Source organism: Nocardioides sp. NBC_00163 (assembly GCF_045206295.1).
Lineage (GTDB): Bacteria > Actinomycetota > Actinomycetes > Propionibacteriales > Nocardioidaceae > Nocardioides.
The window spans coordinates 682,100-698,248 of the sequence record NZ_CP108155.1 but is presented as its reverse complement, the minus strand read 5'-3'; the positions used below and the strand labels follow the sequence as shown (position 1 = coordinate 698,248).

The window sequence follows — 16,149 nt, the reverse complement described above, 5'->3', positions numbered from 1 at the left end:
GACCCCATGCATCTCATCAACCTCTTCGGCCCACCGGCGGTCGGCAAGATGAGCGTGGGCCGGGAGATCGCGGCACGTACGCCGTACCGCCTCTTCCACAACCACGCCACGATCGAGCCGCTGCTGGAGGTATTCGACTGGGAGATGCCGTCGTTCGGCGTGCTCAAGGACGAGTTTCGGCGAAGGGTGATCGAGGAGGCGGTGGCCTCCGGGCTCCCCGGCCTCATCGTCACCTATGTCTGGGCGCTCGAGCTTCCCGAGGACGCGCAGGCCGTCACCAGGCTGGTTGCTCCCGTGGTCGAGGCGGGAGGGAAGGTCGACTGCGTCGAGCTGTACGCCGACATGTCGACCCGTCTGAGCCGCGAGGGCACCCCGGAGCGGCTGGCCGCGAAGCCGTCCAAGCGCGACACCGAGTGGGCGAGGGCCAACGCCGTGGACTGGAACGAGCGCCATGTGCTCTCGACCGGCCCGGAGATGCCATTTCCGCTGCACTTCCCGCACACCGTGGTCGACAACACCCGCCTGTCCGCGGCTGAGACCGCCGAGGAGATCATCACCCGCCTCGGACTGCCGACCGATCCCTGAGTTGCGCAGGCTGTCCTGAAACCATCGCGCGCTCGGCGCCCGGGTGTGGTCAAATCCCGCTGTGGACCTAGCGCTTGACCTGACCGACCGCGCAGTACGATCCGCGTCGCTCTATCAGGCGCTGCGCGACGCGCTCGGCGACGGCAGGCTGAAGGCGGGCGACCGGCTCCCGGCGAGCCGGGCGCTGGCCAAGGACCTCGGCGTCTCCCGGAACACGGTCGCCACGGTCTATGAGCGGCTGGTCGCGGAGGGGTTCCTGGAGTCGCGCGTGGGCGCGGGGACGTACGTCGCCGAGACCACGCGACAGCTAAAGGACCGCGCCCCCGGGTCGCTGACCCCGCGCCCGGGCTGGCGCTGGGCGCCGCGGCCGACGAGCGCGGAGGCGGCGGTCCCGGCGTACGACCTGCGGGTGGGGATCCCCGACGCCGAGCTCTTCCCGTTCGACACCTGGCGGCGGATCCTCGCGGCCGAGTCGCGGCTGCGCGGCCACAATCCCGGCACCTACGCCTCGCCGGCCGGTCTGCCGAGGCTCCGTGAGGCGCTGGCGCACACGGTCGCCTACCACCGCGGGGTGCGGGCCGACCCGGGGCAGATCGTGGTCACCAGCGGCACCCAGCAGGCGCTCGATCTCGTCGCCCGTGTGCTGCTGGAGCCGGGTGACGTCGTCGCCGTCGAGGATCCCGGCTACCCGTCCGCGATCGACCTCTTCGCCTCTCACGGCGCCCGGGTCGTGCCGGTCCCGGTCGACGAGGAAGGGCTGGTCGTCGCGGAGATCCCGGAGCAGGCCCGGCTCGTCTACACGACCCCGAGCCACCAGTTCCCGCTCGGCGTACGCCTCTCCCTCCCACGCCGCCGAGCTCTCCTCGCCTTCGCGAACACGCATGACGCGGGCATCGTCGAGGACGACTACGACAGCGAGTTCCGGTTCACCGAGCGGCCCCTGGAACCCTTGCACGCCCTCGACGACCAGGGCCGGGTGATCTATGTCGGCACCTTCTCCAAGTCGCTGCTGCCGAGCCTGCGCACCGGCTATCTGGTGGCCCCGGGATCCCTTGTCGACAGCCTCCTGGCAGCCAAGCAGCTCGGCGACGGCTTCGGCTCCGTCCAGCCCCAGGCCGCCCTGGCCCGCTTTCTGGAGGAGGGCCTCCTCGCCCGTCACGTGCGCAAGGCGTCCAAGACGTACGCCGAGCGCCGCTCGCTTCTCCTCGAAACCCTCTCCACCTGGCCGGTCGAGGTGCTCCCGTCGGCCGCCGGGCTGCACCTGTCCGCCTACGCGGAGCTCCCCGCCGACCTGCCCGAGCGTGCCGCTACCGAGGGGCTGGCGCTGGACACGATCGCCGCTCATCGCCTGCTGCCTGGACGCGACGGGCTCGTCCTAGGCTACGGAGCCGTCCGGACAGAGAGCCTGCCCCGCGGGCTCGAGCTGCTGGCCACCCTCGCGGACTGGGCGTGACCGCTCTCGGCGTGACGCGACCAGCGACCAGGCCAGACCGGCCCCGCCGCAGAGCACCGGGCCGAGCAGATGGGCGCCGGTGAGACCCAGCAGGATCAGCGCCGCGACAAGCGAGCAGACCGCGGCCCACCACGACCGCCCGCCCCGCGGCAGCAGCCGCAGCGCGGCGGCCGCGCCCACCACGTAGAGCAGCGAGAACGTCCCCGAGGCCATCAGCAGCGCCGCGTCCGTCGAGGCGTCCGCGGCCCAGGTCACCGCGAGGGTGCCGAGCGCCACGGCGCAGATCGCGAGCAGCGAGCGACGCGGGATCTCGGACGCCGGAGCGGCGAGGGCGCGTGGCAGACCGCCCTCACGGGCCAGCGACGCCCCGAGCCGCGAGCCGCCGGCGAAGTAGGCGTTGATCGCCCCGATGGTGAGCAGCACGGCGACCACGGCCGTGACCGGCCGCGCGGGCTCCCCGAAGCCGAGCACGAGCAGGTCCGCCAGAGGCGCGGCTCCGGAGGTGGACTCGAGCGCCGCGACCGTGGCGAAGGCGATCCCGAGGTAGAGCACCGTGACGACCACCAGCGCGATGACGGTCGCCCGGCGGATGTCGCGCGCCGGGTCGCGATAGTCGGCCGAGAGGGAGGAGAGGATCTCCCACCCCGCGAACGCCCACACCAGCATCGCCGCCGCGGTGCCGACCGAACCCCACCCGTGCGGCGCGAACGGCGTCAGCCGCTCCAGCTCGGCATGCGGCAGCGCCACCACGACCGCCACCGCGAGCAGCACCGCGATCGCCCCGGCGATCGCCAGCTGCACGCCTCCGGACACCTTGATCCCGAACCAGTTCATCGCGGTGACCAGCACGATGATCGCCGCCGTCGCCGCCAGCGACATGCCCTGGCCGCCGCCGAAGGCATCGGCGACGTACGCCCCGCCGAACCCCGCCGCGACCGGCGCCCCCACGCCGATCGTCAGGTAGAACGCCCAGCCGACCATCGTCGCGACGTGCTGGTTGAAGGCGAGCCGTGCGTACGTCGCCACCCCGCCGCCGTCCGGATGCCGCGCCCCCAGTGCGGCGAAGGTCGCCGCCAGCGGCACCGAGAGCACGATCAGCGCCAGCCAGGCCACGAGCGAGGCCGGTCCGGCCTCGCTCGCCGCCAGCGCGGGCAGGGAGATGACACCGGTGCCGAGCACCGCACCGAGGGTGAGAGCCGCGCCCTGGGGCACGGAGAGTCCGTCGTTCTTCACAAGCGTGACGCTAGTGAGCGCTGAGCCCTCCGCGCCCGGCCAATCAGGCCCCCGTCTCCTGGGCCAATCCCTGGGCCAAATCGGGCGCTACCGTACGTTGCGCCGCACCCGCTTCTCGTACGCCGCCCGCGCCGCCGGATCCACGCCGGCGAGCAGCTGCGAGGCGTTGGTGGCACGGTCGACGAAGTCCTGGAACCGGCGCGGCATCGCCTGGGTGATCTTGGTCAGGGCCTGGGTCCAGTTGGGCACCCAGACCTCGGGCCGCGGTTCGCGGATGACCGACTCGATCGCGGCCGCGACGTCCTCGGGAGTGACCGGCTTCATCCCCTTCGCCTGGGGCACCCCGTCGGCCAGCTCGGTCTGCACCACCGCCGGCAGGATGAGCGAGACGTCGACGCCGGAGGGCGCCAGCTCCATCCGCAGCGCCTCGGAGAAGCCGACGACGGCGAACTTCGAGGCCGAATAGGTCGCCGCATCCGGCACCGGCACCCGCCCGACCGCCGAGGCGACGTTGACGATGTGACCCTGACCTCGATCGACCATCGCCGGCGCGACCGCCTTGATCCCGTTGATCGGGCCGTGCACGTTGACCTCGAAGATCGCCCGGGTGAGCGCGTCCTCCTCCTTCAGCACCGACCCGAGCGGCATGATCCCGGCGTTGTTGACCAGAACGTCCCACGGCCCCAGGTCCTCGACCGATTCGAGGAACGTACGCCAGGAGGCGGGGTCGGTGACGTCGAGATGTGCGGCCCTCACCCGCGACCCGAACTCGGCGGTCACATCGTCGAGCAGGTCCGGGTCGAGGTCACCGACGGCGACCGAGGCCCCGGCGCGGGCCAGCCGCTCGACCGTGGCGCGGCCGATGCCACGGGCGCCTCCGGTGACGATGACGGCGGTTCCCTCGATCTGGCGTGTCATGACTCTCCTTCGGTGGTGCGGACCAAGCTGCGTACGGCTTTTCTGTCGGTCTTGCCCACGCTGGTGACGGGGACGGCGTCGAGGATCAGCACGTCGCGGGGGTACTTGTGCGGCGCGAGCCGCGTCTTGACGAAGGCGATCAGCTCCTCGGGGGTGGTGCGTGCGCCGGGATGGAGGGCGACGGCCGCGACCACCTCCTCGCCCTTGTGAGCGTCCGGGCGCCCGACCACCGCGGCGGCGGTGACCGCCTCGTGGGCGAGGAGCGCGTCCTCGACGTCGCGGGGGAAGACGTTGAACCCGCCCCGGATGATCAGGTCCTTGATCCGGTCGTCGACGTAGAGGTAGCCGTCGGCGTCGAAGTGGCCGATGTCGCCGGTGTGCAGCCAGCCGTCGACGACGGTGGCGGCGGTCTGGGCCGGGTCGTTCCAGTAGCCCTGCATCACCCCGGGGCCACGCACCCAGATCTCGCCCTCCTCGCCGGTCGGGACCGGCTCACCGGACGGCCCGGCGATGATCACCTCGGCGTGCGAGAGCGGCTTGCCGACGCTGCCGGGCCGCGACTCCTCGACGGTCGAGGCGGCGATGACCGCGCTCGACTCCGTACAGCCGTAGCCCTCCAGGATGGTCACGCCGAAGGCCTCCTCGGCCTTCTCGCGCAGTGCCGGCAGCAGCGGCGCGCCACCGCTGCCGAAGGAGCGCAGCGAGCTCAGGTCGTAGTCCTGGTAGGGCTGGTCGAGCAGCATCTGCAGCATCGACGGGACCACGGTGCTCGACTCGACCCGGTGCTCCTGGGCGAGCTCGAGCCACCCCTTGGCGTCGAACCACCGCTGCAGCACCGAGCTCTGTGGACGCGACGAGTGCATCCCGCTGATCACCACGATCAGGCCGTACGCATGGGAGAGCGGCAGCGGCAGCAGCCACCGTGTCGTGCCCTGGCTCTCCCCGACCCGGTGGAGGGCGTGCCCGGACTCCCACAGCCCGCGGTGGCTGAGCATCACGCCCTTGGCACGTCCGGTGGTGCCGCCGGTGTAGAGCAGCGCCGCGAGATCGTCGTCACCGCGCGGGGCGATGTCGATCGGGTCGGCGCTCTCCAGGCTCTCGTACGCCACCGCATCCGTTCCCTCAGGCACGTCCCCGGCCACGACGACGGTGAGCTCGAGACCTTCGCCGGCAGCCTGCACCAGCGGCAGCAGCTCGGGCGTGACGATGGCCGCCGTGGCTCCGGAGTCCCCCAGGATGTGCCGCAGCTCGGGCGGGGTCTGCAGGAAGATCACCGGGGTCACCACCGCGCCGAGACGCCACAGGGCGCGGTAGCTGACGAAGACCTCCGGGGTGTTCATGGTGAGCACCACGACCCGGTCGCCGGGCTCGATCCCGAGCCCGCGCAGGCCGCCGGCGACCCGCGCTGACCGCTCGGCGATCTCCTTGGACGAGTGCCAGGTGCCCTCGAAGAAGACCATCGGGTGGTCACCGTGGCGGGCATAGGACTCCTCGGCCAGGACCGCCAGGTTGTGCTCGCCGGGCTGCGCGCTCATCGGGCACCCAGCTTCCGCAGCGCCTTGAGCTGCCCGTTGCCGAGCGCCACGAACTTCTCGACCGTCTGGCCCTTGAACGGCCCGATCGGGCCCATCCGGGAGGCGGCGACGGTCTGGGCGTCGGTGAACTTCCGGATCCCGTCGGCGCCGTGCCGTCGGCCCAATCCGCTCGATCCCATGCCACCCATACCTGCCTCGATGCTCCCGGCCGCCAGGGCGGCGCCGTCATTGATGTTCACCGCGCCCGCGCGGATGCGCCGAGCGATCATGTCGGCCTCGCGTACGTTCTTGCTGAACACGCTCGCCGAGAGCCCGGCCTCACCCTGGTTGGCGATCCGGACCGCCTCCTCGTCGCTGTCGGCGCGGTAGAGCGCAAGAACCGGGCCGAAGGTCTCACCGAGACACAGGTCCATCTCGTCGGTCACGCCCTCCAGGATCGTCGGGGCGAAGGCGTACGGACCGACCTCGGCCAGCGGCTCGCCGCCGGCCAGCACCGTCGCGCCCTTCGCGACCGCGTCGGCGACGTGGGCGGTGACCTTGTCGAGCTGCGCCTGCGAGGCCAGCGACCCGACGTCGGCGGAGTAGTCGAAGGTCTGTCCGACGACCTGGCTCTCCGTCTCGGCGACCAGTGCCTGGCGGAAGGCGTCGTAGACGTCCTCGTGCACCACCACGCGCTCGATGTGGACGCACATCTGACCGGTGTTGGCGAAGGCCGCCATCACCGTGCCACGAGCCGCCTGGGCGAGGTCGGCGTCGCGGCGGACGATGAGCGGGTTCTTCCCGCCGAGCTCGAGCGAGGCGCCGATCAGCCGGCCCGCGGCACGCTGGGCCACGATCCGCCCGGTGGCCGTCGAGCCGGTGAAAGCGATGTAGTCGACGTTGTCGATGACCGCTTCACCGGTGGCCGCGCCCGGCCCGGTGACGACCTGCCAGACGTGCTCGGGGAGCCCGGCCTCGGCCATCAGCGCCCTCGCCCACAGCAGCGTCAGCGGCGCCTGCGGGTCGGCCTTGCTGATCACGGCCGCGCCCGCGAGCAGCGCCGGGATGGCGTCGCCGACCCCGAGATAGAGCGGGTAGTTCCACGGCGAGATGATCCCGACGACCTGCTTCGGCACCCGCACCTCCTTCACGGACGTGATGCCGGGGATGGCTCCGCGGACCCGCTTGTCGGCCAGGTACGTCGGGCCGCGCCGGGCGTAGTGGCGGGCGATCGTGCCGACCTGGAGGATCTCCTGCCAGGCATGGAAGCGGGCCTTGCCCATCTCCCACTGGATCAGGTCGAGCACCTCCTCCTGGCGCTCGACGAGCAGGTCGTGGAAGCGGAGCATGACCTCGGCGCGGTCCTGGAAGGCCAGCGTGGCCCAGTCGGGCTGGGCCGCCCGCGCTGCCGCCGCGGCCTCGGCGACGTCCGCGGCGGTCACGGACGGCACCGGAGAGGTCGGCCGGGCGTCGTACGGCGCGGTCGCGGTCAGCGTGCCGTCACCTCCGGAGACCGCGCAGGCCACCCATCGGGTCCAGGAGGCGAGCCGTGCCTCGTCGACCCATCCGGGACGTACGCTTTCGGCCTCCGTTGTCTTGGTGGTCATCGATCTCCTCAGATCCGGGTCAGTTGGATGGGGTTGCCGTCCTTCGGGAACGGCAGCGAGCTGTTGTCCAGGGGCGCGCGGTAGCCGGGGGAGACGCTCCATCGGTAGTTGCGCAGGAGCCGGTGCAGGATCGACTTGACCTCGAGACCGGCGAAGTAGAGCCCGATGCACTTGTGCACCCCGCCGCCGAACGGCTCCCACGCCATCCGGTGGCTCTTGTCCTCGCGCCGATGCGGCGCGAAGCGCTCGGGGTCGAAGACGCTCGGGTTGGTCCAGTACTCCTCCATCATGTGGCTGAACTGGACCCCGACCATCACGCCCATGTCGGCCGGGATGCGGACCCCGAGGAGGCTGGTCTCCTTGACCGTACGCCGGATCAGCGCCGGCACCGGGGCGCGCAGCCGCAGCGCCTCCCGCATCACCAGGTCGAGGCTGGTGAGGCCGTCGATCTCTTGCATCGTCGGCGCCTCGCCGAGCGCGAGGGACTCCTCGCGGCAGCGCTGCTGCCACTGCGGATGCTGGCCGAGGTACTGGAGCATCGTCGAGGAGGTGATGGTCGAGGTGTCGTGCGCGGCCATCATCAGGAAGATCATGTGGTTGACGACGTCCTCGTCGCTGAACCGCTCGCCGTCGTCGGTCTCGATGTGGCACAGCACCGAGAAGATGTCGTCGCTCGCGGTGGCGCGTTTGGCGGGCAGGTAGTGGCGCAGGAAGCCGTCCAGCACCTTGCGGCCGCGGAACGCCCTGCCCCAGCGAGTCATCGGCACATCGCCACGTACGACACCGGCGGCCGCCTGCACGCAGGCGATGAACGCCTTGTTGACCCGGTCCATCTCGGCTCGGCTGGTCTCGGCCGCACCACCCATGAAGATGTCCGCGGCGATGTCGAGGGTGAGCTGCTTGAGCCGCGGATAGGCCTGGAACGCGGGCGCGTTGGCCCAGCCGCGCATGCCCTGCGCGATCGCCGGGTGCATCGCGGTCGTGTAGGTGGCGAGCCGGTCCCGGGTGAAGGCCTCCTGCATGATGCGGCGATGGGCGTGGTGCTCCTCGAAGTCGAGCAGCATCAGGCCGCGGTCGAAGAAGGGACCGACGATCTGCCCCCAGGCCGGCCCGTTGGCGAAGGCCTTGTCCTTGTTGCGCAGCACCGCCTCGCACGCGTCCGGTCCGAGCGCGACCACCCCGGCCTCGCCGGCACGGAAGAACGGCGAGACCGGACCGTACGTCTCCCACTGGTGTCGATAGAAGCCGACCGGGTCGCGGGAGTAGTCCAGCAGCCGGCCGATCCAGGGGAGGCCGCGGTCGCCGGGCGCGAGTCGCGGGATCTCGCGTAGCGCCTCGGTCGCTGTCATGGTGCCTGATCCATCGTGTCCGACCTCCCGGTCCCGAGTGACTCTGCCGAGGGTAGTCAAGTAGAACGTGTTCCCGCAGTATTTCGCGGGGCATGGATGGGCCTTGTCCGTTGTTGAAGTGTCCGTGGAGAGCTACGAATCAGTGGTGATCGGTGCCGGTCAGGCCGGTCTGTCGGCGTCCTACCACCTCAGCCGTCTGGGCGTACGCCACGTCGTGCTCGACGCCGAGCGGCGTCCCGGTGGCGCCTGGCAGCACCGCTGGGACTCGCTGACCATGCACGACGTCCACGGGGTCGCGGATCTGCCGGACGGGCGGGCGCCGGGGGAGTCGGGGGAGCGGGCCAACGTCGCCGTGCCGGGATGGTTCGGGACCTATGAGACCTTGCACGACCTGCCGGTCGAGCGCCCGGTGAAGGTCACCTCGGTGACCTCGGTCGGCGACCTGCTCGCGGTGCACTCGGCCGACGGTCGCACTTGGTTCACCCGGACGCTGGTGAACGCGACGGGGACCTGGACTCGGCCGTTCGTCCCGCACTACCCCGGGGCCTCGACGTTCCTCGGGGAGCAGGTGCACACCCATGACTATCCGGGCGCCTCGCATTTTCGGGGCTCACGGGTCGCGGTGGTCGGCGGGGGAGCCTCGGCGGTGCAGTTCCTCGGCGAGCTCGCGCCGATCACCTCGGTGCTGTGGGTGACCCGGCGGGAGCCGGTCTGGCGCTCCGACTTCGACGCCGAGCGTGGGCGCGAGGCGGTGACGTTGGTGGCCGAGCGGGTCGAGGCCGGCCTGCCGCCGGCCAGCGTCGTCAGCGTCACCGGTCTCTCGCTGCGACCGCAGGAGCAGGAGGCCGCTCGACTCGGGGTCTACGAGCGCCGGCTGCCGATGTTTGCGCGGATCGAGCCTGACGGGCTCCGATGGGACTCGGGGGCTTTCGAGCGTGTCGACGCGATCCTGTGGGCCACCGGGTTCCGCCCCGCCGTCACCCACCTCGCTCCGCTTCACCTGCGCAGCTCTCATGGCGGGATCCCGCTGCTGCGCGGCTCGGCCGACGTCCAGACCGCCGTCACCGCTGCGTACGACCCGCGTGTCCAGCTCGTCGGCTACGGTCCCTCCGCGAGCACCATCGGGGCCAGCCGTGCCGGCCGGGCCGCAGCGCTCGCGGTCCGGCGACAGCTGGCCGAGGAGGGTCGGCTCGCGGCTCGGTGAGCCTCCTTCACAGCGAGCCCAGGTCGGCCGAGATCCAGTGCTCCGGCGTGAGCCGGATCGTCACCTCGGGCGGAAAGTTCGCCGCCTGCGCCAGGTAGGCGTCGGCTGCCTCGGGAGGCAGGTACCGCCGCGCCATCGCCTCCGCCTCGCCCTCGGCGGCATCCGCTATCTGTACCGGCCCTTCGATCGACACGTACCTGACCGTCGGCTCGAGGCGCTCGACCATCAGCGCGTGCAGCGTCCTGCTGCGCGGATCAGTCTCGTCTTCAGCGAGTCCTTTCCCGTGACGAACCATGCGTCGCCGCCGGGCGTGTAGTCGTACCAGATCGGGACTGTCAGAGGCGCTCGTCCGTCTTCTCGGCTTACCGAGAGGGCTGCGATCAGCGGTTGGGTCAGGAGGTCTTGGCGGTCTGTGAGTGGGATACCCATGCCTTCGACCGTACTTCTTGGTTGGTGTGGCCACGGAACACTCCCCGACGGCAGGTGAACGCTCCACCCTTAGGCCAGACAAGGGGCCTCCGCGTGGAAGAAAAATTTCTTCCACCGGTCGGACCGACCGTCCAGCTCCCAAGCCCCCGCCAAACCAAATCTCCGCGGCAAACAGGCCACCGAAGCAGGCAAGCCCCTGCGTGCTTCCGATCAGCTGCAAGGTGGAAGTTGGTCGCCCAGGGACACTAGGTGGCATGCGACGGATCGGCGTACTGGGCGGGATGAGCTGGGAGTCGACGGCGGAGTACTACCGCCTGCTCAACGAGATCACCGCGAAGCGGCTCGGGGGACTGCATTCGGCGGACTTGCTCGTACGGTCGGTGGACTTCGCGGAGATCGAGGAGATGCAGGCATCCGGCGAGTGGGAGCGAGCGAGGGAGCGCCTTGCCGCGGAGGCGGCGACGCTCAGCGACGCCGGGGCCGAGGTGATCGTGCTGGCCACGAACACGATGCACAAGGTGGCCGGGGCGTTGGAGGAGACGTACGGCGATCGTTTCCTTCACCTCGGCGACACGACGGCGGCTGCGGTCGAGGCGGCGGGGGTCGGGCGGGTCGGACTTCTCGGCACCGGGTTCACGATGTCGCAGCCGTTCTACGCCGACCGGCTCCGCGGCCACGGCCTCGAGGTCACCGTCCCCACCGAGCCGGACCAGGAGACCGTCCACCGGATCATCTACGAGGAGCTGTGCCTGGGGACGTTCCTGGACAGCTCCCGGCAGGCGTACCTCGAGATCATCGACCGTCTCGTCGCCGCCGGCTGCGAGGGCGTCATCCTCGGGTGCACCGAGATCGAGCTGCTGCTACCGATCGAGACGTACGCAGGTGTGCCGCTGTTCCCGACGACCAGGCTGCACTGCGAGGCCGCGATCGAAGCGGCGCTCAGCCCCCGGGATCAGCGCCGCGCCCACTCCTCGGCGAGGATCGCGTAGGAGAGGCCGTCGAGCCAGCCGCGGGTGCGGTGCAGGGAGTCCTTGACGGTGTGCGACTCGCGCCGCATGCCGAGGCGCTCCATGAGTCGCCAGGAGGCCTCATTATCGGCGAAGCACTCCGCGACGATGCGGCGTAGACCCAGGGAACCGAAACAGACATCGAGCACGGCGCGTACGGCCTCGGTGGCATAGCCGTTGCCCTGGTGGGCCGGGTCGATCGTCCAGCCGAGCTCGGCCTGGGTGCCGTTGCCCTGCTCGCGCACCTCGGTCTGCGACCACGGGTCGCTGATCCGCAGCATGAGGTCGCCGACGACGACGCCCTCGTGCTCGATCACGAGGCCGGGCCCGATGACGTCGGGGTCCTCGAAGATCTTGCGATAGGCCTCGAGGTCCGCGAACGCTGTCGTCACCCATTCGGCCACCTCGGGAAGCCTTCGGAAGGCCCAGGTCGGCTCGATGTCGGCGGGCGTCATCCGGCGGATCACCAGACGCTCGGTGCGTAGCGGCCAGTCGGCCTTCTCCAGCGGATCAGGTCGGGCGTCGATCATGCGCCTACTTTCGCATCCACCCGTTCCGGGACGCCACCGAGTTCTTCGGGGAGGGCGTCGTGTCGTACGACCAGGGAGGTGACCGCGCGGGTGAGGCAGACGTAGAGGCGGCGGAGGCCGGTGTCGCGGTCGGGCTCGCCGGCGACGATCCCGGTGGGGTCGGAGACGACGACGTGGTCGAACTCGAGCCCCTTCGCGAGCGAGGCGGGGACGAGATCGAGATGGGCGTCGAACTCGGTCTCCTCGTCGCCGGCCACGCCTATCTCGGCGAAGGAGAGCCCGGCCTCGGTCAGCTCGGCGCGCACCGCTGCCAGCGAGGCGTCGGGCACGATCAGCCCCACGGAACCGGGGCGCTCCAGGGCAGGCCCGAGCGCCTCCACCACCGACGACGTGGTGAAGGTCAGGTCACCGCGCGCACGGCGTACCGCGACCGGCGGCTCCAGGTCGGGGGCGATGTGGGGGAGGAGGCGGGCCGCGTAGGCGATCACATCGGCCGGGACCCGGAAGCCGCGTGTCAGCTGCTCGACATGGCCGTCGGGCTTGCCGAGGTGTGCCAGGGCATCGGCCCACGACGAGGAGGCCCACGGGGTGGTCGCCTGGGCGAGGTCGCCGAGGATCGTCAGCGAGCCCGTGGTCGAACGGCGGCCGAGCGCGCGCAGCATCATCGCGGACAGGTCCTGGGCCTCGTCGGCGACGATGTGGGCCACCGACGGCGTGCGGTCGAGCAGGTCGGCGATCTCGTCGAGGAGCACCAGGTCGGCCAGCGACCAGCGCGCCGCGCCTGCCGAGCGCGGCGGCTTCTGCCAGAGCAGGCTCGCCTGCTCCGCCTCCGAGAGGAGCCCGTCGGCGACCTCGGCCAGCCAGGCCGCGTCGGTGAACAGCCGGAACAGGACCCGGGCGGGCTTGAGATCGGGCCAGAGCGCGGCGGCGTAGTCCTTGACCGGCTTCGCCCGCGCCACCGCGTCGTGCACCCTGTCGTCGGGTGAGTCGCCCGAGCGCTCCATCTGCACCAGCACCCGGTGGGCCAGGGCGCGCGGGAGCAGCGCCCGGCCCGCCGCGTACCGCAGATCGTTGGCGCGCAGCCCCTCCAGTGCTTCCCGCGCCTCTGAGGTCGGCACCCGCCAGCGTCGCGAGCCGCGCGGGACGACCAGCGCCTCCTCCGGGTCACCGACGTGGGACCAGACCGCCCGGCGGAGCACCTCGGCCATGCGTACGTCGCCCTTCAGCGTCGCCACCGGCGCGGGCTCCTCAGCGCGGACGGCGCCGTGGCTCCGCCCATTTTCGGCGACCAGCTCCGCGATCGTCGCCTGCTTGGCCTCGATCTCACCCAGCGCGGGGAGAACGTCGCGGATGTAGCGCAGGAACGAGGCGTTGGGGCCGATGATCAGGACGCCGCGCCGGGTCAGCTGGTCGCGGTGCGCGTAGAGGAGGTACGCCGCCCGGTGCAGTCCCACGGCGGTCTTTCCCGTCCCCGGTGCACCCTGCACGACGATCGTCTGGGACAGGTCGGCGCGGACCAGCACGTCCTGCTCGGGCTGGATGGTCGCGACGATGTCCCGCATCGGTCCCACACGTGGCCGCTCGATCTCGGCCTCGAGGATCGCCGAGTGCTCCGGCCCTGCCCCGGCGTCGGTCAGCGACTCGTCCTCGAACGCGGTCAGGTCCCCGTGGGAGAAGCCGTAGCGCCGCCTCCGCGCCAGTCCCATCGGCTCGGTCCGGGACGCCCGGTAGAACGGGACGCTGACCGGAGCCCGCCAGTCGACCACCATCGGGTCGCCTGCGCTGTCGGAGATGTGGCGCCGGCCGATGTGGAACGATTCGGCTCCCATATCAGCGGTCCGGTCGATGCGACCGAAGAAGAGCGGCACGTCAGGATCGTCGGCGAGCTGTTCCAGGCGGCGCGCGAGGGTGGCGTCGAGGATCTCGACGCTGACCCAGTTGCCGGCCGTGGAGGAGTCCAGCGACTCCACCTTCTTCCGCATCCGGGCCAGATCCTGCCGGGAGGCGGCCAGATGGGCCCGCTCGGCGTCGAGGTCGTCTATGGGCATGGCTGGTTCATCGCTTCTCCGTCGGCGGCAGGGTTCGATGGGGGCGCGGGGTCAAAGGCCCCAACATAGGCGACCACAGAGTGGGCGCCCAACAGGTTTATCCGGGCGTACGTTGGGCATTGGATGCACAATTGCACCGTGAGCCTGTTCGATCGTTTCCGACGCCGCGGGACGCGCATGAGCCGTCCGACAGGCGAGAGCTACACCGGATCCACAAGAGTTCGCGCCGCGGACTCCACCGACCAACAGCATCTCGAGCAGTTCGTGAAGACCCGGCGCGGTGTCGAGGGGTTCGTCGAGCCGCGCACCGTCGTCAGCGAGGTGACCCTCCTGCTGGTCGCGCATGACGGCGAGTGGACCCGGCGGCGGGTGCCGTCGGCGCAGTGGGCGCACAAGTTCGCCAACAAGAACGGAGTCCCGTCGTACGACGCCGCGGTGGTCGGCGTACCGCAGCGGATGCGCGACTACAACCGGCGCAAGCGTCAACAGGGTTGATCTAGTCTTTGCCGACGTGGGTGAAGACCTGATGATCTCGGCGCGCGGGTTGCGCAAGTCGTTCGGCGACTTCGAGGCGGTGCGCGGGATCGACGTGTCGGTGCGCCCCGGTGTGGCGTTCGGTTTCCTGGGGCCCAACGGTGCCGGCAAGTCCTCGACGATGCGGATGATCTGCTGCGTCTCGCCACCGAGCGGGGGAGAGCTGCGGGTCTTCGGGATGGATCCGGCCAAGGACGGGCCGAAGATCAAGGCGCGGCTCGGGGTGTGCCCGCAGGAGGACACCCTCGATGTCGAGCTCAACGTCTACGACAACCTCTTCGTCTACGGCCGCTACTTCGGGCTGCCGCGGGCCGAGGTGAAGGGCCGGATCGAGGAGCTGCTCGACTTCGTCCAGCTCACCGACAAGGCCAAGGCGAAGGTCGACGACCTCTCCGGCGGTATGAAGCGACGGCTGACGATCGCCCGGAGCCTGATCAACCGACCCGAGATCCTGGTGCTCGACGAGCCGACCACCGGTCTGGACCCGCAGGCCCGCCACGTCATCTGGGACCGGCTCTTCCGGCTCAAGCAGGCGGGCGTGACGCTGCTGCTGACCACCCACTACATGGACGAGGCCGAGCAGCTGTGCGATGAGCTCGTGGTCATGGACCAGGGCCGGATCGTGGCCCACGGGACGCCGCTGGGACTCATCCAGCAGCACTCGACCCGCGAGGTCGCCGAGCTGCGCTTCGGCGTCGGCGAGCACGAGGCGCTGGCCGCCAAGGTCGAGGACCTCGCCGAGCGGGTCGAGGTGCTGCCCGACCGGCTCCTGCTCTACAGCGACGACGGCGAGGCGGTCATCGAGGCCGTCCACAGCCGAGACCTGTCCCCGGTCGCCACCCTGGTGCGGCGCTCCTCGCTGGAGGATGTCTTCCTGCACCTGACCGGCCGGACCCTGGTGGACTGATGACCGACTACGCCGACTCCGGACCGGCGACCCGGCCGACGGCGCCCGCGGGGCTGGTCTCCGGCGCGCTCCGGATGGGCGACTACTGGCTCACCGTCCTCGCGCGCACCTGGAAGGGCGGGGTGATCACGACCTTCGTGACGCCGTTCTTCTACGTGCTGGCGCTGGGCGTGCTGCTCGGCGGCTTCGTGGAGGCCGATCCGGCCACGCTGGAGGGCGCCGACTCCTATCTGGCCTTCGTCGCGCCGGGCATGGTCGCGGCCCACGCGATGACGATCGCCTTCTCCGAGATGACCTATCCGGTCTACGGGATGGTCAAGTGGCAGCGGATCTACTTCTCGATGATCGCCTCGCCGCTGACCGCCTCCCACATCGTGCTGGCCCAGCTGGGCTTCCTGATGCTGCGTACGTTGTTCGCCTGTGGGGTCTTCCTGCTGGTCCTGGCCCCTTTCGGCGTCTTCGAGACGTGGTGGGGTTTGCTGACCGCGTGGCTGGTGCAGGGTCTGGTCGTGCTGGCCTTCGGGACGCCGGTGCTGCTGTTCTCGCTCTCGATCAAGGGCGAGGAGTCGTTCGCACTGATCTTCCGGCTGGGGATGATCCCGCTGACGCTCTTCTCCGGCACGTTCTTCCCCGTAGCCAACCTCGGGCCGGTGCTGGCGAAGGTCGCGATGGCCTCGCCGCTGTGGCAGGGCGTCAACCTGACCCGGATGCTCGCGCTGGGCGAGATCGACTGGGCGCTGGCCGCGGTCCACGTCGGCTATCTCGGGCTGCTCGCGGGCGTCTGCTGGTGGCTCGCGGTGCGCAAGCTGGGCGAGAGGCTGGTCTCCTGAG

Annotated in this window: 15 protein-coding genes; 7 read left to right on the top strand and 8 right to left on the bottom strand. The window is 70.7% G+C overall.

Going from position 1 to position 16,149, the window contains the following annotated elements; translation table 11 throughout:
* Positions 1-6: 6 nt before the first annotated feature.
* Both OG801_RS03440 and OG801_RS03435 read left to right on the top strand, forming a co-directional pair.
* Positions 7-585: an AAA family ATPase gene (locus OG801_RS03440; protein WP_355020975.1), complete on the top strand. Its 579-nt coding sequence runs from the start codon at positions 7-9 to the stop codon at positions 583-585.
* A 61-nt stretch (positions 586-646) separates the two neighbouring features.
* The gene (locus tag OG801_RS03435; RefSeq protein ID WP_406033655.1) at positions 647-2,038 is read left to right on the top strand and encodes a PLP-dependent aminotransferase family protein; all 1,392 of its coding nucleotides are present in this window, start codon (positions 647-649) and stop codon (positions 2,036-2,038) included.
* On the opposite strand, the gene OG801_RS03430 is transcribed toward OG801_RS03435, so the two are convergent.
* The 5 genes from OG801_RS03430 to OG801_RS03410 all read right to left on the bottom strand — a co-directional run bounded on the left by OG801_RS03430 (position 1,961) and on the right by OG801_RS03410 (position 8,659).
* A complete protein-coding gene (locus tag OG801_RS03430) occupies positions 1,961-3,271 on the bottom strand; it encodes an APC family permease (protein WP_406033653.1) in 1,311 nt (436 codons plus the stop codon). The genes OG801_RS03435 and OG801_RS03430 overlap by 78 nt on opposite strands.
* 87 nt (positions 3,272-3,358) lie before the next feature.
* The gene (locus OG801_RS03425; RefSeq protein ID WP_406033651.1) at positions 3,359-4,189 is read right to left on the bottom strand and encodes an SDR family oxidoreductase; all 831 of its coding nucleotides are present in this window, start codon (positions 4,187-4,189) and stop codon (positions 3,359-3,361) included.
* On the bottom strand, positions 4,186-5,724 hold the full coding sequence (locus OG801_RS03420) for a class I adenylate-forming enzyme family protein (RefSeq protein ID WP_406033649.1): 1,539 nt from the start codon (positions 5,722-5,724) through the stop codon (positions 4,186-4,188). Before OG801_RS03420 ends, OG801_RS03425 begins: the two co-directional genes overlap by 4 nt.
* Positions 5,721-7,310 (bottom strand): succinic semialdehyde dehydrogenase, encoded by a 1,590-nt coding sequence (locus OG801_RS03415; RefSeq protein ID WP_406033647.1) that lies wholly within the window; start codon positions 7,308-7,310, stop codon positions 5,721-5,723. The genes OG801_RS03420 and OG801_RS03415 overlap by 4 nt, the downstream gene beginning before the upstream one ends.
* An 8-nt stretch (positions 7,311-7,318) precedes the next feature.
* A complete protein-coding gene (locus tag OG801_RS03410) occupies positions 7,319-8,659 on the bottom strand; it encodes a cytochrome P450 (protein WP_406033645.1) in 1,341 nt (446 codons plus the stop codon).
* 124 nt (positions 8,660-8,783) lie between these two features.
* Between OG801_RS03410 and OG801_RS03405 the strand changes: the two genes are divergently transcribed.
* The gene (locus OG801_RS03405; RefSeq protein ID WP_355020982.1) at positions 8,784-9,863 is read left to right on the top strand and encodes an NAD(P)-binding domain-containing protein; all 1,080 of its coding nucleotides are present in this window, start codon (positions 8,784-8,786) and stop codon (positions 9,861-9,863) included.
* Positions 9,864-9,870: 7 nt separating this feature from the next.
* Here OG801_RS03405 and OG801_RS03400 read toward each other — a convergent pair whose 3' ends face one another.
* On the bottom strand, positions 9,871-10,158 hold the full coding sequence (locus tag OG801_RS03400) for a hypothetical protein (RefSeq protein ID WP_406033643.1): 288 nt from the start codon (positions 10,156-10,158) through the stop codon (positions 9,871-9,873).
* A 388-nt stretch (positions 10,159-10,546) separates the two neighbouring features.
* Here OG801_RS03400 and OG801_RS03395 point away from each other — a divergent pair, with 388 nt between their 5' ends.
* Positions 10,547-11,281: an aspartate/glutamate racemase family protein gene (locus OG801_RS03395; protein ID WP_406033642.1), complete on the top strand. Its 735-nt coding sequence runs from the start codon at positions 10,547-10,549 to the stop codon at positions 11,279-11,281.
* Here OG801_RS03395 and OG801_RS03390 read toward each other — a convergent pair.
* Both OG801_RS03390 and OG801_RS03385 read right to left on the bottom strand, forming a co-directional pair.
* Entirely contained in the window at positions 11,245-11,829 is a 585-nt protein-coding gene (locus tag OG801_RS03390) for a GNAT family N-acetyltransferase (RefSeq protein WP_406033640.1), read from the bottom strand. The two genes, OG801_RS03395 and OG801_RS03390, sit on opposite strands and share 37 nt — an antisense overlap.
* A complete protein-coding gene (locus OG801_RS03385) occupies positions 11,826-13,877 on the bottom strand; it encodes a HelD family protein (RefSeq protein WP_406033639.1) in 2,052 nt (683 codons plus the stop codon). Before OG801_RS03385 ends, OG801_RS03390 begins: the two co-directional genes overlap by 4 nt.
* Before the next feature lie 177 nt (positions 13,878-14,054).
* Here OG801_RS03385 and OG801_RS03380 point away from each other — a divergent pair, with 177 nt between their 5' ends.
* From OG801_RS03380 to OG801_RS03370, 3 genes are read left to right on the top strand one after another with little or no spacing between them, the layout of a single operon-like run.
* Positions 14,055-14,372, top strand: coding sequence for a hypothetical protein (locus OG801_RS03380; RefSeq protein WP_355020987.1), 318 nt, complete (start codon positions 14,055-14,057; stop codon positions 14,370-14,372).
* 31 nt (positions 14,373-14,403) lie between these two features.
* Positions 14,404-15,318, top strand: coding sequence for an ABC transporter ATP-binding protein (locus tag OG801_RS03375; RefSeq protein ID WP_091042336.1), 915 nt, complete (start codon positions 14,404-14,406; stop codon positions 15,316-15,318).
* Positions 15,318-16,148, top strand: a complete 831-nt coding sequence (locus tag OG801_RS03370; RefSeq protein WP_406033637.1) for an ABC transporter permease — start codon at positions 15,318-15,320, stop codon at positions 16,146-16,148. Before OG801_RS03375 ends, OG801_RS03370 begins: the two co-directional genes overlap by 1 nt.
* Position 16,149 lies beyond the last annotated feature (1 nt).